Annotated in this window: 10 protein-coding genes; 2 read left to right on the top strand and 8 right to left on the bottom strand. The window is 73.2% G+C overall.

Going from position 1 to position 15,281, the window contains the following annotated elements; all coding sequences use genetic code 11:
• Positions 1-481: 481 nt before the first annotated feature.
• The 7 genes from ACGH2B_RS07415 to ACGH2B_RS07385 all read right to left on the bottom strand — a co-directional run bounded on the left by ACGH2B_RS07415 (position 482) and on the right by ACGH2B_RS07385 (position 10,346).
• On the bottom strand, positions 482-1,660 hold the full coding sequence (locus tag ACGH2B_RS07415; protein WP_399085928.1) for a helix-turn-helix transcriptional regulator: 1,179 nt from the start codon (positions 1,658-1,660) through the stop codon (positions 482-484).
• Between the two features lie 2 nt (positions 1,661-1,662).
• Positions 1,663-2,538 (bottom strand): DUF4097 family beta strand repeat-containing protein, encoded by an 876-nt coding sequence (locus tag ACGH2B_RS07410; protein ID WP_399085925.1) that lies wholly within the window; start codon positions 2,536-2,538, stop codon positions 1,663-1,665.
• 458 nt (positions 2,539-2,996) lie between these two features.
• Positions 2,997-3,176 carry a DUF6104 family protein gene (locus tag ACGH2B_RS07405; RefSeq protein WP_018536135.1) on the bottom strand — a complete coding sequence of 60 codons (180 nt, stop codon included), beginning with the start codon at positions 3,174-3,176 and terminating at the stop codon, positions 2,997-2,999.
• Positions 3,177-3,549: 373 nt separating this feature from the next.
• Entirely contained in the window at positions 3,550-7,332 is a 3,783-nt protein-coding gene (locus ACGH2B_RS07400) for a multifunctional oxoglutarate decarboxylase/oxoglutarate dehydrogenase thiamine pyrophosphate-binding subunit/dihydrolipoyllysine-residue succinyltransferase subunit (RefSeq protein WP_399085922.1), read from the bottom strand.
• Positions 7,333-7,591: 259 nt separating this feature from the next.
• The gene (locus ACGH2B_RS07395; protein WP_399085919.1) at positions 7,592-8,716 is read right to left on the bottom strand and encodes an ATP-binding protein; all 1,125 of its coding nucleotides are present in this window, start codon (positions 8,714-8,716) and stop codon (positions 7,592-7,594) included.
• Complete coding sequence (locus ACGH2B_RS07390) at positions 8,713-9,453, bottom strand: response regulator transcription factor (RefSeq protein WP_030280798.1); 741 nt, start codon at positions 9,451-9,453, stop codon at positions 8,713-8,715. Before ACGH2B_RS07390 ends, ACGH2B_RS07395 begins: the two co-directional genes overlap by 4 nt.
• A gap of 146 nt (positions 9,454-9,599) precedes the next feature.
• On the bottom strand, positions 9,600-10,346 hold the full coding sequence (locus tag ACGH2B_RS07385; RefSeq protein ID WP_399085916.1) for a spermidine synthase: 747 nt from the start codon (positions 10,344-10,346) through the stop codon (positions 9,600-9,602).
• A 215-nt stretch (positions 10,347-10,561) separates the two neighbouring features.
• Between ACGH2B_RS07385 and ACGH2B_RS07380 the strand changes: the two genes are divergently transcribed.
• Positions 10,562-11,443 (top strand): rhomboid-like protein, encoded by an 882-nt coding sequence (locus ACGH2B_RS07380; RefSeq protein ID WP_399085913.1) that lies wholly within the window; start codon positions 10,562-10,564, stop codon positions 11,441-11,443.
• 181 nt (positions 11,444-11,624) lie between these two features.
• Here the strand turns inward: ACGH2B_RS07380 and ACGH2B_RS07375 are convergent, their stop codons facing one another.
• A complete protein-coding gene (locus ACGH2B_RS07375; protein WP_399085910.1) occupies positions 11,625-12,419 on the bottom strand; it encodes a GNAT family N-acetyltransferase in 795 nt (264 codons plus the stop codon).
• 369 nt (positions 12,420-12,788) lie between these two features.
• On the opposite strand from ACGH2B_RS07375, the gene lon reads away from it, so the two are divergent.
• Positions 12,789-15,257, top strand: coding sequence for an endopeptidase La (gene lon / locus ACGH2B_RS07370; protein ID WP_399085907.1), 2,469 nt, complete (start codon positions 12,789-12,791; stop codon positions 15,255-15,257).
• Positions 15,258-15,281 lie beyond the last annotated feature (24 nt).

Genomic DNA, 15,281 nt, shown 5'->3' with positions numbered 1-15,281 from the left:
GCGAGAGATGACGTTCCCCGATTACGTCCCGTGAATCCTGGCTCCGGGAAATAACTCTCCGTAGCGGAGGTCGGGTGAGTGCACAGAGGAGGCGCGGGCACGCCGGAGGAGCCACGGACACCAAGAGACGAGGTGGCCCCGGGTGAGACGGAGGCGGGAGGGGCGAGGGTGCGACGCGGCGCGGTGACGCGCCGCCCGGCGGGGCGAACTCCCGGCCCCTGGAGACCGCTTCCTCCCGGCGGCCCCTGGGGTCGTTTCCCCCCGGCTCCTGGAGGCCCCTTCCTCCTGCGCGTCCGGGCCCCCGCTGACGAGTACCGCAGTGCTGCGTGGCGCTCGGCTACGTCGGCCGGATGTCACGCCGACGGCGGGCCCGGCGTACCTGCCCGGCGAACGTGCCGCCCAGCCGCCCCCGCACGGACCACCCAGCAGCCCCCGACCCGCCCAGCCGCCCCGGCGCGGCTCGCGCCCTCCTGCCCGCCGTTCACCCCTCTCCCGGCTCCCGCAGCAGGGTGTCGATCTCCATGGCGGCTGTCGCCAGACGGTGCCTGGCCCGGTGGACCTGAGCGGCGGTGACGCCGTGGTCGCGGGCGGTGTCCCGGAGGTCGTCGCGGAAGCGGTCCAGCAGACGGTCGAAGTCCCGGGCCGGATCGGGGCCCGCCGGCTCATCCGCCCACGCGGGCGTGGCCGCGCCCCCGGACCGCTCCGACGCGGTCGCCGCAGGGCCCGCATCCGGACTCGCCCCGTTTCCGGCGGTCTTGTCGAACCGCACGCCGTCGGGCGCCGTCCGGTCCGCCCCGGCGCCGCCCGCCGACCCGCCCGCCCCCTCCGAACGGGCCTCGTGCCCGGCGCCGTCCCGCGGCTGGTCGTCGCGTGGCCGGGCTCCGCCGTCCGCCGGAGGGCGCGAGGCGCTCTCCCGTCCTGTGTGGTCGTCGGTGTACGGGCCACCGGTGAAGCGGCCGACCTCGCGGGAGACCTCGGAGAGCGCTTCGCGGACCGCGCCCGCCCAGTCGCCGGAGCGGACCCGCTCCTGTGCCTGCTCCTGGACCCGCCGGAGGGCCCGCTGCACCTCTTCGCGGGCGAACGCCTGGGCCTCGCGGGCCTCTTCACGAGCGCGGCGGGTCTCCTGCTCGGCGCGGCGGCGTTCGTCCTTCGCCCGGCGGGCCTGCTCCTTCCACTCCTCCCTCGCGCGGCGGAACTCCTCCTTCGCCTGCCGCCACGCCTCCTTGTCGCCGGGCTCCGGCCCGGCGCCCTCGTGCCCCTGACGGCCCTGTGCCCGTGCCTGCTGGGCGGCCTCGCGGATCTCGCGGCGCAGGTCGCTCGCCGAACCGCTCACGTCCGCCCGGATGTCGGAGGCCAGCGCGGCCACCGAATCGCGTATCTCCAGCTCCAGCTCGGCCAGTTCGCCGCCGCGCCCGGCCAGCTCCGCGCGGCCCGCGTCGGTGAGTGAGTAGACCTTGCGGCCGCCCTCGCTGGCGTGGGTGACCAGGCCCTCGGCCTCCAGCTTCGCCAGCCGCGGGTAGACCGTACCGGCCGACGGCGCGTACAGCCCCTGGAAGCGCTCCTCCAGCAGACGGATGACCTCGTAGCCGTGGCGCGGATTCTCGTCGAGGAGTTTGAGGAGGTAGAGGCGCAGACGGCCGTGGGCGAAGACGGGGGGCATGCTCAGAGCACCTTCTTCTCTATGGGCGGGGTGGCCGGGCCGTCGCCGGGGTGGCCGCCCGCGGTCTCGAAGACCGGTCGGCGCAGCAGCGCGAGGCCGCCGGAGACCGTGGTCGCCTTCAGTCTGCCCGCACCGGAGCCGAGCGTTCCGCTGATGTTCTTCGCGCCCCATCCGCCGCCGACCCGCAGTGTGTCGAAGGCGTTGGAGACCGTGCCGCTGGTGGTGCCCGCCTCCACCCGGGTGTCGGCGGGCTCCGGCAGCCGGATCGCCACCTCACCGGAGACGCTGGTCAGGTGGATGTCCGCGCCTCGGTCCGACGGGTCGAGGTCGAGGACCATGTCACCGCTCACCGAATCCGCCCGTACCGTCGCCGCGCCGCCGTCCAGCACCGTCAGATCCCCCGAGACGGAGTGGAACCGCAGGCCGCCGGTGACGCCCTGTGCCTCGACGCGGCCCGAGACGGTCTCCGCGCGCACCTCGCCGGTCAGTCCGACGAGTGTGCTGTCGCCCGAGACGGTATGGACCCGGGTGGGGCCCGCGACGCCCGTCACTATCGCCGTGGCGCCGACCGAGCTGACGTCGACGCGGGTGGCGGCCGGGACGGTCACCGACACCACCGCGCCGTGGTCGCGCCACCCCTTGTGCTGGAGGAAGGTGAACAGCTTCTTCCAGGGGCCCTTCCAGGGCGGGTTGTCGTACTCGATGGTGAGCGTGCCGCCGTCGAGGGAGACGGTCAGCGGCTCGCCCGTGATCTCGCCGATCTCCACCCGCGCCGGGCCCTCCTCGGCCGCGCCCACCACGTTGACCGCGCCGCCGCACAGCCGGATCTCCAGGGCCCGCACGGGCTCGTCGATCTCCAGGGTGCTGGGCTCGGTCACGCGGAGGGGATAGCGCGGCTGCGAACCCCCCGGCGCACCGGACCCGGGCGCAGAAGAACTCGACGTACCGAAACTCGACGTGCTGGACATACCGAACCCCCGGATGACGGAAACGCAACGCAACATATCGCGTCTTCTCCATACACGATATATCGCGGCAGGGCGAAGTCAAGAGTGAAGCTGAGAGGAAGCGGGGGAGGGGAGGGGAAGAAAGCCGTCGGCGCGATCGAGATACGAGGACGCGAGAGGCGGAGCCACGGTCCGGGAGCCGGGAGCCGGGAGCCGGGAGTCGGGAGCCAGGAGTCGGGAGTCGGAAGTCGGAAGTCGGAAGCCGAGAAGGCGGGACCCGGACGCCAGGGAAGCGCCGGACGCCGTAGACGCGACAGGGCCGGCGGCCGGGAGACATCTCCCGGCCGCCGGCCCCGGTCCCGTCGCCCCGCGGGGCGCGTCGTCTGCGGCTACTCGTCGTCCTCGTCGTCCAGCCGCGCCAGCCAGGTCGCCAGCCGCTCCACCGGTACCTCGAAGTCCGGGTTCAGGTCGACGAACGTACGCAGTTGTTCGGCCACCCAGCCGAGGGTGACCTCCTCCTCGCCGCGTCGGCTCTCCAGCTCTTCGATGCCGCGGTCAGTGAAATACACGGGCTCTCCACCAGGGGTCAGTAGGACGTTCCCGGCCAGGATAGGCAGGCCGGACACACCGCCGCGCACGGCCTGCCCCGCACCGCCCCGGCCCGGCGGGCCCGCCCCGGAAAAGCCCGCCCCCGCACCGCACGGACCGCCACGGGCTCGCCCCGGCACCGGCCCGGCGGGCTCGCCCCGGCACCGGCCCGGCGGGCCGCCCCGGCACCGGCCCGGCGGGCCCGCCACTCCGGGGAGGCGCGTCCCCTCCGGAATGCGCGCCGCCCCCGAAAATGCCCGCCCGCCCCCGGAAAGCGCGTCCGGGTACGGCGAAGGGCCCGCCCCCTCGTGGGGACGGGCCCTTCGCGATGTCCCGGATCTCCGGGGCGGCCGACTACGCGTCGAACGCCTCCGCGATGAGCTGGGCCTGCTCCGCCTGGTGACGCTTGGCGGAACCGACCGCGGGCGACGAGGAGTGCGGCCGCGAGATGCGGCGCAGACGCTCACCGTGCGGCACATCCGCACCGACCGCCAGGTCCAGGTGGTCGATGAGGTTGAGCGCGATGAACGGCCACGCACCCTGGTTGGCCGGCTCCTCCTGCACCCACAGGTACTTGCCGGCGTTCGGGTACTTGGCGATCTCTTCCTGGATCTCCTTGCCGGGCAGCGGGTACAGCCGCTCCAGCCGGATGATCGCGACATCGTCGGCACCGCGCTTGTCCCGCTCGGCGGCCAGGTCGTAGTAGACCTTGCCGGAGCAGAGCAGCACCTTGCGGACGTTCTTCGGGTCCGCCTTCGCGTCGCCGATCACCGGACGGAAACCGCCGGTGGTGAACTCCTCCGCCTTCGACGCCGCGGCCTTCAGACGCAGCATCGACTTCGGGGTGAAGACGACCAGCGGCTTGTGGTGCGGGTTGTGGACCTGCCAGCGCAGCAGGTGGAAGTAGTTCGACGGCAGCGTCGGCATGGCGACCGTCATGTTGTTCTGCGCGCACAGTTGGAGGAAGCGCTCGATACGGGCCGAGGAGTGGTCCGGGCCCTGGCCCTCGTAGCCGTGCGGCAGCAGCAGCGTGACGCCGGAGGTCTGGCCCCACTTCTGCTCGGCGGCGGTGATGTACTCGTCGACGACGGTCTGCGCGCCGTTGACGAAGTCACCGAACTGCGCCTCCCACATGACCAGCGCCTCGGGGCGGGCCAGGGAGTAGCCGTACTCGAAGCCCATGACCGCGTACTCCGAGAGCAGCGAGTCGTAGACGTTGTAGCGCGCCTGGTCGTCCGAGAGGTACAGCAGCGGGGTGTAGTCCTCGCCGGTCTCCCGGTCGACCAGCACCGCGTGACGCTGGCCGAAGGTGCCGCGGCGGCTGTCCTGGCCCGACAGGCGGACCGGGGTGCCCTCCAGCAGCAGCGAGCCGATGGCGAGGGTCTCGCCCATGCCCCAGTCGATCGTGCCGTCCTCGATCATCGAGGCGCGGCGCTGGAGCTGCGGCAGCAGACGCGGGTGGACGGTGACCCGGTCGGGGATGTTGACCTGCGACTCGGCGATCCGCTTGACGACCTCGTGGGAGATCGCGGTCTTCACCGCCACCGGGAACTCCGCCTGCGGGTCCGGCACCTCGGCCACACTCGGGGCGGCGACGGCCTCGCGGACCTCGGCGAAGACCTTCTCCAACTGTCCCTGGAAGTCCTGGAGCGCCTGCTCCGCCTCCTCCAGGGTGATGTCGCCCCGGCCGATCAGCGACTCGGTGTACAGCTTGCGCACCGAACGCTTCTTGTCGATCAGGTCGTACATCAGCGGCTGGGTGAAGCCCGGGTTGTCGGTCTCGTTGTGACCGCGGCGGCGGTAGCAGATGAGGTCGATGACGACGTCCTTGTTGAACGCCTGCCGGAACTCGAAGGCCAGCCGGCCCGCGCGGACGACGGCCTCGGGGTCGTCGCCGTTCACGTGGAAGATCGGCGCCTCGATCATGCGGGCCACGTCGGTGGCGTACATCGACGAACGCGACGACTCCGGGGCGGCGGTGAAGCCGACCTGGTTGTTGATGACGATGTGGACCGTGCCGCCCGTGCGGTAGCCGCGCAGTTGCGACATGTTGAGCGTCTCGGCGACCACACCCTGGCCCGCGAAGGCCGCGTCACCGTGGAGGGTGACCGGCAGGACCGTGAAGTCCGTGCCGCCCTTGTTGATGATGTCCTGCTTGGCGCGGGAGATGCCCTCGATGACCGGGTCGACCGTCTCCAGGTGGGACGGGTTCGCCGCGAGGGTCACCTTGATCTGCTCACCGTCCAGGCCGGTGAAGACACCTTCCTGGCCCAGGTGGTACTTCACGTCGCCGGAGCCGTGCATCGACTTCGGGTCGAGGTTGCCCTCGAACTCCCGGAAGAGCTGCGCGTAGGACTTGCCGACGATGTTGGCGAGGACGTTGAGACGGCCGCGGTGGGCCATACCGATGACGACCTCGTCCAGCCGCGACTCGGCGGCCGAGTCGATGACCGCGTCCAGCAGCGGGATGACGGACTCGCCGCCCTCCAGCGAGAAGCGCTTCTGGCCGACGTACTTGGTCTGCAGGAACGTCTCGAACGCCTCGGCGGAGTTCAGCCGGCGCAGGATGCGCAGCTGCTCCTCACGCTCGGGCGAGTTGTGCGGCCGCTCGACACGGTCCTGGATCCACTTGCGCTGCTTGGGGTCCTGGATGTGCATGTACTCGATGCCGGTGGTGCGGCAGTACGAGTCGCGCAGCACGCCGAGGATGTCGCGGAGCTTCATCATCGACTTGCCGGAGAAGCCGCCGACCGCGAACTCGCGCTCCAGGTCCCACAGGGTGAGGCCGTGCTCGATGATGTCGAGGTCGGGGTGCTTGCGCTGGTGGTACTCCAGCGGGTCGGTGTCGGCCATGACGTGGCCGCGGACCCGGTAGGAGTGGATCAGGTCGAAGACCCGGGCGGCCTTGGTGACGTCGTCGTCGTGGGAGACGTCGATGTCGCGCAGCCAGCGGACCGGCTCGTAGGGGATCCGCAGCGACTTGAAGATGTCGTCGAAGAAGTCGTTCTCGCCGAGCAGCAGCTGGCTCATGATGCGCAGGAACTCGCCGGAGGCGGCGCCCTGGATCACGCGGTGGTCATAGGTGCTGGTCAGCGTCATGACCTTGGAGATGCCCATCTTGTTCAGGGCATCCTGCGAGGTGCCCTGGAACTCGGCGGGGTAGTCCATGGCGCCGACGCCGATGATGAGGCCCTGACCGGGCATCAGCCGCGGCACGGAGTGGACGGTGCCGATACCGCCCGGGTTGGTCAGCGACGCGGTGACTCCGGTGAAGTCCTCCATCGTCAGCTTGTTGTTGCGGGCGCGGCGGACGATGTCCTCGTACGCCTGCCAGAACTCGAAGAAGGTGAGCGTCTCGGCCTTCTTGATGGCGGCGACGACGAGCTGGCGGTCACCGTTGGGCTTCACCAGGTCGATGGCGAGGCCGAGGTTGACGTGCTCGGGCTTGACCAGCGTCGGCTTGCCGTCCTTCTCCTGGAAGGAGTAGTTCATCGACGGCATGGCCTTGAGGGCCTGCACCATCGCGTACCCGATGAGGTGGGTGAAGGAGACCTTCCCGCCCCGGGCGCGCTTGAGGTGGTTGTTGATGACGATGCGGTTGTCGAAGAGCAGCTTCACCGGGACCGCGCGGACGGACGTGGCCGTCGGCAGCTCCAGCGAGGCGTTCATGTTCTTCGCGACGGCGGCCGACGGGCCGCGCAGCGTCACCAGCTCGGGGCCGGCCGGGGCCTCGGTGTCCTTCGTGGCGGCGGGCTTGGCGGCCGCCGGCTTCGCGGCGGGCGCGGGCTTCGCGGTCGCCGGGGCCGCTTTGGCGGGGGCCGGGGCGGACGCGGCGGGCTGCGCCGGGGCGGCCGGGGTCGCGGGCTGGGCGGACGCCGGGGTGGCCACGGGCTTCTCCTGGGTCGGCGGTACGGGGGCGGGGCCCTCGGCCGGCTGGCTCGGCGCGGCGGTGGCGCCCTGCTTGTAGTCGGCGAAGAAGTCCCACCAGGCTCGGTCTACCGAGTTCGGGTCCTGGAGGTACTGCTGGTAGATCTCGTCAACGAGCCACTCATTCGCACCGAACGCGGCGGCAGGGGACTTCCCCTGCCCGTCCTGGTCGGTCGAAATGTTCGAGCTGTTGGGGGACTGTGGCGACACGGCGGCAACCGCCCTCTTCCGCTTCCTAAGGTGGTGGACAGCGGAAATAAAGGCTACGCCTCTTGGAACCTTTGGTGCAGTCCGGGAGGGGTACAGGTAGCGCACGTCACATTCGCCGACGGGTTTCGCGGCATGACTTGGCGGGAAACACTCGGGGTTCGTCCGCGCGCGGGTACGACTCGCCGCGGGGAGACGCCCCTGATCAGGGGCGTGCACCGCCGTTCGTGTGCTTCCGGAACCGACCCTACGCCACGGGTCGTCAGCCGCGGCCGGACTCCGTTCCCGGAAGAGTGACCCGGATCCGGCAACCGCGGTCGGATTCGGCCACGCCGATGCGTCCGCCGTGCAGATCCACCGCCCAGCGCGCGATGGCCAGGCCCAGCCCCGTACCGCCGTCGGTCCCCGGGCCGGACGGGGCGGGACCGCCGCGGTTGAACCGTTCGAAGACGCGGTAGCGCTCCGCCTCCGGGATGCCCGGGCCCTCGTCCTGCACATCCAGCTCCAGGCTCTGCGGGCCCTCGCCACGCCGGGCGTGCACGGTGACCCGGCCGTGGCGCGGGCTGTGCTTGATGGCGTTGTCGATGAGGTTGGCGACGACCTGGTGCAGCCGCTCGGCGTCCGCGTACGCGGTCAGCTCCGGCGGCGAGACGTCCAGGTGGAGATGGACGTCCGTACGGGTGTGGGTGCCGGACCCGGCCGTTCCGGCGAGGGTGGAGGCGCCGCGGCTCATGTTGGCCTCCTTCAGCACCCCGGACAGGTACGGCCAGACCTCGAAGCGGCGGCAGTGCAGCGGGACGACGCCGTTGTCCAGCCGGGAGAGGTCCAGCAGATGCTCCACGAGCCGGCCCAGCCGCTCGGTCTGCTTCAGCGCCGTCCGCATCGTCTCCGGATCGGGCTCGGAGACGCCGTCGACGACGTTCTCCAGCACCGCGCGCAGCGCCGCGATGGGGGTGCGCAGCTCGTGCGAGACATTGGCGACCAGCTCCTTGCGGTGGGTGTCCACCGCCTCCAGGTCGGCCGCCATACGGTTGAAGGCGCTGGCCAGGTCGCCGAACTCGTCGCGCCGCTCGGCGCGCACCCGGCGGGTGTAGTCGCCCTGCGCCATCGACCGCGTCACATCCGTCATCTCGTCCAGCGGCGCGGTCAGGCTGTTCGCCACGAACTGCGTGATCAGCAGCGAGGCGATGATCGAGAAGACGGTGATGACCCGCAGTTCGGTCGCCGAGTGGATGGCGACGAAGACCAGCAGGGTGGTGATGATCACCGAGACGACGACCAGCGCGCCGAGCGCCGCCTTCACCGAACGGTAGGGATCGAGCGGCCGCAGCCCCTCCCACAGGCGCTCGGCCAGGGCGCGGCCGCGCGTCCGCCAGCCACGGGTCATGCGGGCGGGGTCTCCAGCGCGTAGCCGACGCCGTGGACCGTACGGATGCGCTCGGCGCCGATCTTGCGGCGGAGCGCCTTGATGTGGCTGTCGACCGTGCGCGTCCCGGACGCGTCGGCCCAGTCCCACACCTCGGCCAGCAACTGCTCACGCGAGAGCACCGCGCGCGGGGTGTTGGCCAGACAGACCAGCAGGTCGAACTCGGTCGGCGTCAGATGGACATCGGCGCCCCGCACCCGCACCCGGCGCTGCGCGTGGTCGATCTCCAGCTCGCCCAGGCGCAGGATGCCGCTGCGCGGGGTGTGCGCGGCGAGCGCCGCCCGCTCCACGCGGCGCAGCAGGACGTGCACCCGCGCGGCCAGCTCCCGCATGGAGAACGGCTTGGTCATGTAGTCGTCGGCGCCGACGCCGAGGCCGACCAGCATGTCCGTCTCGTCGTCGCGCGCGGTCAGCATCATCACCGGCACCGGGCGCTGCGCCTGCACCCGGCGGCACACCTCCAGGCCGTCGAAGCCCGGCAGCATCACGTCGAGGACCAGCAGGTCCGGCTGCCACGCCTCGGCGGTGTCGACGGCCGCGGGGCCGTCCGTGGCCGTCTGTACCTGGAAGCCCTCGGCGCGCAGCCGGGTCGCGATGGCGTCCACGATCGTCGGGTCGTCCTCGACGACCAGCACCCGGCGCTGGGCGCCCGGCGTGGCCGCGGCGGTACCGCCCTGGCTGGTCTGAGTCTGGTCCATCGCCCGCCCCTGCATGTCCCCGTGTGCCTGGTCGCGTAGTGACTGGATGTGCGGCCTCGCGGCGCGCGGCGGCCCGTGCGGGGCCGTGTGCCGCGGCGCCGCGTCACATCCAGGGGAGCAGCGTAAGCGCACGGTGTGACTGTCGGCTACGCGCCCTTGTGCGCGAGGTGAACGACGTCGGGGACACCTCGGGCAACGGGCACCTCTTCCGTGCGAACACGCTGGAACCCGGCATTCCGGAGTGCCTGGTCGAAGGCGGGCGACGGCTGCGCCGACCAGACGGCCAGCACCCCGCCCGGCGTCAGCGCCGCACGGCAGGCCGCGAGCCCGGCGGGGGAGTAGAGCCCGTCGTTGCCGTCGGTGACGGTCCAGTCCGGGCCGTTGTCGATGTCCAGGCACAGCGCGTCGTACGCACCGGGGGGCGTGTCCTCGCGCAGATGGGCCACGAGATCGGCGTGGACGATCGCGGCGCGGGGGTCGGCGAGCGCCCGGCCGGTGAGCGCGGACAGCGGGCCCGTGCGGTGCCAGTCGATCACCGCGGCCTCCCGCTCGATCACCTCGATCCGCCCCCAGCGCTGCTCCTCCACCGCCCTGACCAGCGAGAATCCCACGCCGAGGCCGCCGATCAGCGCGGCCGGACGCTCCCGCTCCGGCGGCAGGGCGGCGAGCGCCGCGTCGATCAGCAGCCGTTCGGAGCGGCCGTCGGAGGTGTCCATCAGGAAGCAGCCGTTGGCGATGATCTCGAAGACCGGCGCGCCACCGGAGCCGTCCGCGCCGCCGCGCCGGCGCAGCACCACCTCGCCGTACGGGCCCTCGCGGCGATCCAGGGTGACCGGCCCCTCCGCGGGGCCGGCCGGGGACGGGAAGGTCGGGTCGCAGGGAACGGGAGTCATACGGGCCATCCTGGCCAACCACGCGTCCGCCGGTCCAACCGGCGCCGCGGGCGACGCGGCGGCCCCCTGCCGGGTTGCGTGCCGTGACGTACCTCACCCGGGGCGGTCCGTCGCGGGGTGAACGGCCGGGCGCCGCCGCGCGTTGAGTACGCGGACGCCCCGGGGGCGGGGCGGCGAGGACCGGCCGGGAAGACGCGAAGGGGAGGGGCGGTGTGATGGGGACGGACGGTGGGGCGGCGGTGCCGTCCCGGGGCGGGCGGGCGGCCGGGCCCGTGGGGCTACGGGGTGCCCGGAAGGGGCTCGCCACCTGGGCGGCCGGTTCCGGGGAGCCCTCGCGCGGGGCCCGGGCGGAGGCGGCGGGCGGGCCGTCCGGCGGGACGGTGCGGGCCCGGTGGTGGCCGGGGCGGTTCCTGCCCGGCCCCCGGGCGACGCCGTTCACCTTCTGCTACACGCTGCTGCTGGTGGCGACGTCGCTCTTCGCGGCGTACGCGGACCCGGCGCGGGTGGCGGAGCTGCTGCGGGCCTCCAGCACCGACGCGGCACATCTGGCCGCCGCGCCGCTGCGGGTTCTGGTGGCCAGCGCGCTGTGGAGCGACGGCGGGATGCTCTCCGGGTTCGCGCTCGCCTTCGTCGTGGTGCTGACCGCGCTGGAGCGGCGGGTCGGCGCCGCGCGCACCCTCGCGGTCTTCCTCGGCGGCCATGTGCTGGCCACCCTCGCCACCGAACTGCCGGTGGGCGCCGCCGTCGCCGCCGGGACGCTGCCGCCCGGTGCGGCGCACCGCCTCGACTACGGCATCAGCTACGGCGTGATGGCCTGCGCCGGAGCGCTGGCCGGACTGCTGCCGGGGCGGCTGCGGTGGCCGCTGCTCACCGGCGCCGCCTGCTACGCCACGGCCGGCCTGCTGACCTTCGCCGACCCGCTCAGCTCCTGCGGCCATCTCCTCTCCCTCGCCATCGGCGCCGCCGCCTGGCACCCGCTGCGCCGCGGACGGTCCGGCCCGCCCCCGGCCCGGCTCCACGGCGACCTCGGCCATCCGGCACTGCGCCGGGGACCGGGCCGCCCGGGGACGGTCGCGGGGGTGCGCCGGCGGGGGTGAGTCCGGGGGCGCGCCGGTCGCGGGCACGGACGGGCCGGAGCCGGCGTGTGCCGGGCCGCCGCCCCGTTCGCCCGCGCGGGGTCGCCCGTTCCCCTCGCCCCGCGGTCGGGGCCTGTTTCCGCTGGTCACCGGCGAGTCCGTGCTCGATGGGCCGCCCCGCCCGGCCCGGGCCCGGCCGTCCTCAGCCGCCCGGCGGTGTCCACACGTACGGCGTGGTGGTGGTGACAGCGTGGAGGCCGAGGCGGCGGAGGACGGGGGCGCTGTCGGCGGAGGCGTCGACCTGGAGGAGGTCCACGCCGTGGGCCACGGCGAGGGTGGCGCGGGCGGCGACCAGCGCGCGGTAGAGACCCCGGCCGCGCCAGGCGGGCAGTGTCGAGCCGCCCCACAGACCCGCGGTGCCGGTGCCGGGCCGCAGCACCAGCCACCCCGCCGACACCACTTCGCCGGCGGCCTCGGCGACCAGTACGGCGATGTGGTCCGGGGCGGCCGCGATCCGGGCGATCAGATCGTCGGCCAGCCAGCCGTGGTCGTCGCCCCAGACCGCGGTCTCCATGGCGGCGACGCGCCGCATGTCGGCGTCGTCGGTGACCTGACGCAGGGTGATGCCCTCGGGGAGCGCGGGGTCCCCGGCCAGCTCCCGGGCGCGGCCGATGAGGACGGTCTCCCGCTCCTCGGGGACGAATCCGGCGGCCCGCAGCCGCTCGGGGAGGTCCGCCGGCCGGTCGTGGCCGCGGGTCTTCCACTCCACCGCCTCGCCCCGGGCGGCGAAGACCGCGCACTGCCGGGCGATCAGCGCGTCCAGCGCGGCGCCGTCCACGCCCAGGTCCGGCGGGCCGCTGACGAACCCGCGGAACTGCCCGGTCAGCCGGGTCACCGGCCCGTCCTGCTCCAGGGTGACGCCCCGGGGGAGCTCCGCCGGAACGCCCCGCATCCGCTCGTCGTAGGCCGCGAGCAAGCCGTCGATGGTGTCCGTCACGGTTCGACGGTACGAGCGGTGGCAAACGGTTTTCCGGCACCGCGGGCGGCGGGGCGTGGCGCGGGGGCGAGGAGCGCGGCCGTGGCGCGGGGCGGTCCCGCGCAGTGGCGCCGGGGCCCGGCCTCGCCCCGTCCGCCGGGGTCCCGTGGCGAGAGGCCGCCTGCCCGCCGTCCGCTCCGAGCCGCAGTGCGCGCCCGCTCCCGCGCCGCCCCTGGCAGCCGCGCTCCGCGGCCGCCGCGCGCTCACCGCCGCCTGTTCGCGACCCCCCGCTTCCCGCTGATCGCTCACAGCGAACACGGACCGGGGAACATCCGGCCGCGCACTTGCATTGAGTGAGTACAGCTCAACTTGCCTGCCGAAGGGGAGATCATGGCTTCGTCGTCCCACACGCTCACTCTGCCCGTGCTGCCCCTCGATGACGAGGTGGTCCTGCCCGGCATGGTCGTGCCGCTGGACCTGTCGGACGCGGATGTGCGAGCCGCCGTCGAGGCCGCGCAGTCCGCCGCCGACCAGGGCAACAAACCGGAGGTGCTCCTTGTGCCCCGCGTCGACGGCACGTACGCGGCGATCGGCACGCTCGGGCGGATCGAGCAGGTCGGCCGGTTGTCCGGCGGCGATCCGGGCGCGCTGATCCGCGGACTGCGCCGGGTGCGCATCGGCTCCGGCACCACCGGGCCGGGCGCCGCCCTCTGGGTGGAGGGCAGCGCCGTCGAGGAGACGGTGCCCGGCGCCGACGGCGAGGGCGGCCGCGCGCTCCCGGGCGCCGTCACCGAACTCGTCACCGAGTACAAGGCGCTGGCCACCAGTTGGCTGCGCAAGCGCGGTGCCTGGCAGGTCGTCGACCGCGTCCAGCAGATCGAGGACGTCTCCGCCCTCGCCGACAACGCCGGTTATTCGCCCTTCCTCACCACCGAGCAGAAGGTCCGGCTGCTGGAGACCACCGACCCGGTGGCCCGGCTGAAGTTCGCCACCGAGACGCTCCGCGACCACCTCGCCGAGCAGGACGTCGCCGAATCCATCGCCAAGGACGTCCAGGAGGGCGTCGACAAGCAGCAGCGGGAGTTCCTGCTGCGGCGGCAGCTGGAGGCGGTCCGCAAGGAGCTGTCCGAGCTGAACGGCGACGACGGCGACGAGAGCGACGACTTCCGTGCCCGCGTCGAGGCCGCCGCCCTGCCCGAGGACGTCCGCAAGGCCGCCCTCAAGGAGGTCGACAAGCTGGAGCGGGCCGGTGACCAGAGCCCCGAGGGCCCCTGGATCCGCAACTGGCTCGACACCGTCCTCGAACTGCCGTGGAACGAGCGGAGCGAGGACGCCTACGACATCGCCGGTGCCCGCGCCGTGCTCGACGCCGACCACGCCGGTCTGGACGACGTCAAGGAGCGCATCACCGAATACCTCGCGGTCCGCAAGCGCCGCGCCGAACGGGCGGCCGAAGCCCCCGAGGGCCCGGAGACCGGCGGCGCCCGCCGTGCCGGGGGCGCCGTGCTGGCGCTCGTCGGCCCGCCCGGCGTCGGCAAGACCTCGCTCGGCGAGTCCGTCGCGCGGGCCATGGGCCGCTCCTTCGTCCGCGTTGCGCTCGGCGGCGTCCGGGACGAGGCGGAGATCCGCGGCCACCGGCGGACGTACGTCGGCGCGCTGCCCGGCCGTATCGTCCGGGCGATCAAGGAAGCCGGTTCGATGAACCCGGTGGTGCTGCTCGACGAGATCGACAAGGTCGGCTCCGACTACCGCGGCGACCCCGCCGCCGCCCTCCTGGAGGTCTTGGACCCGGCGCAGAACCACACCTTCCGCGATCACTACCTGGAGGTCGAACTCGACCTCAGCGACGTGGTCTTCCTCGCCACCGCCAACGTCCTCGACGCCATCCCCGGCCCGCTCCTGGACCGCATGGAGCTGGTGCGGCTGGACGGCTACACCGAGGACGAGAAGATCGTCATCGCCCGTGACCATCTGCTCCCGCGCCAGTTGGAGCTGGCCGGACTCGCGCCCGGCGAGGTCACCTTCGACGACGCCGCGCTGCGCAAGCTGGCCGGTGAGTACACCCGCGAGGCGGGCGTACGCGGTCTGGAGCGCGCGATCGCCCGGCTGCTGCGCAAGGTGGCCGCCCGGCACGAACTGGGCGAGCGGGAGCTGCCGTTCACCGTCACCGAGGAGGAGCTGCGTCCGCTGATCGGACGGCCGCACCACACCCCGGAGGCGGCGCAGGACCCGGCCGTGCGGCGCACCGCCGTGCCCGGGGTGGTCACCGGGCTCGCGGTCACCGGCGCCGGCGGCGACGTGCTGTACGTCGAGGCGTCGCTCGCCGATCCGGAGACCGGCGCCTCGGGGCTGACGCTCACCGGGCAGCTCGGCGACGTGATGAAGGAATCGGCGCACATCGCGCTGTCGTTCCTGCGCTCGCGCGGCGCGGAGCTGGAACTGCCGGTCGGCGACCTCAAGGAGCGCGGCGTCCACCTGCACGTACCCGCCGGAGCCGTCCCGAAGGACGGGCCGAGCGCGGGTGTGACGATGACCACCGCGCTGGCCTCGCTGCTGTCGGGCCGTCAGGTGCGGCCGGATGTGGCGATGACCGGTGAGGTGTCGCTGACCGGGCGGGTGCTGCCGGTCGGCGGGATCAAGCAGAAACTGCTCGCCGCGCACCGCGCGGGCATCACCACGGTGATCATCCCGCAGCGCAACGAACCGGATCTGGACGAGGTCCCCGAGGAGGTCCTGAGCGCTCTCGACGTACGGCCGGTCGCCGATGTGCGCACCGTGCTGGAGCTGGCGCTGACCGACGCCGCCGTGCCGGTCCGCGACCCGGCCGCTCCGGACGGCGCGGTGCCCGCCGCGGCGTGACGGACGCGGCGGTCACCGCACCGG

The organism is Streptomyces sp. BBFR2 (genome assembly GCF_044497305.1).
In the GTDB taxonomy this organism is placed as follows: domain Bacteria; phylum Actinomycetota; class Actinomycetes; order Streptomycetales; family Streptomycetaceae; genus Streptomyces.
The sequence above is the reverse complement of the archived record's forward strand: the minus strand, read 5'-3'. Positions and strand labels throughout refer to the sequence as shown.

Bases quoted from the DNA above. Each gene is read 5' to 3' on its own strand.
- ACGH2B_RS07415 (WP_399085928.1), bottom strand. From the start codon at position 1,660: ATGCCCCCCGTCTTCGCCCACGGCCGTCTGCGCCTCTACCTCCTCAAA.
- ACGH2B_RS07395 (WP_399085919.1), bottom strand. From the start codon at position 8,716: ATGACCCGTGGCTGGCGGACGCGCGGCCGCGCCCTGGCCGAGCGCCTG.
- ACGH2B_RS07385 (WP_399085916.1), bottom strand. From the start codon at position 10,346: ATGACTCCCGTTCCCTGCGACCCGACCTTCCCGTCCCCGGCCGGCCCC.
- ACGH2B_RS07380 (WP_399085913.1), top strand. From the start codon at position 10,562: ATGGGGACGGACGGTGGGGCGGCGGTGCCGTCCCGGGGCGGGCGGGCG.
- lon (WP_399085907.1), top strand. From the start codon at position 12,789: ATGGCTTCGTCGTCCCACACGCTCACTCTGCCCGTGCTGCCCCTCGAT.
- ACGH2B_RS07390 (WP_030280798.1), bottom strand. From the start codon at position 9,453: ATGGACCAGACTCAGACCAGCCAGGGCGGTACCGCCGCGGCCACGCCG.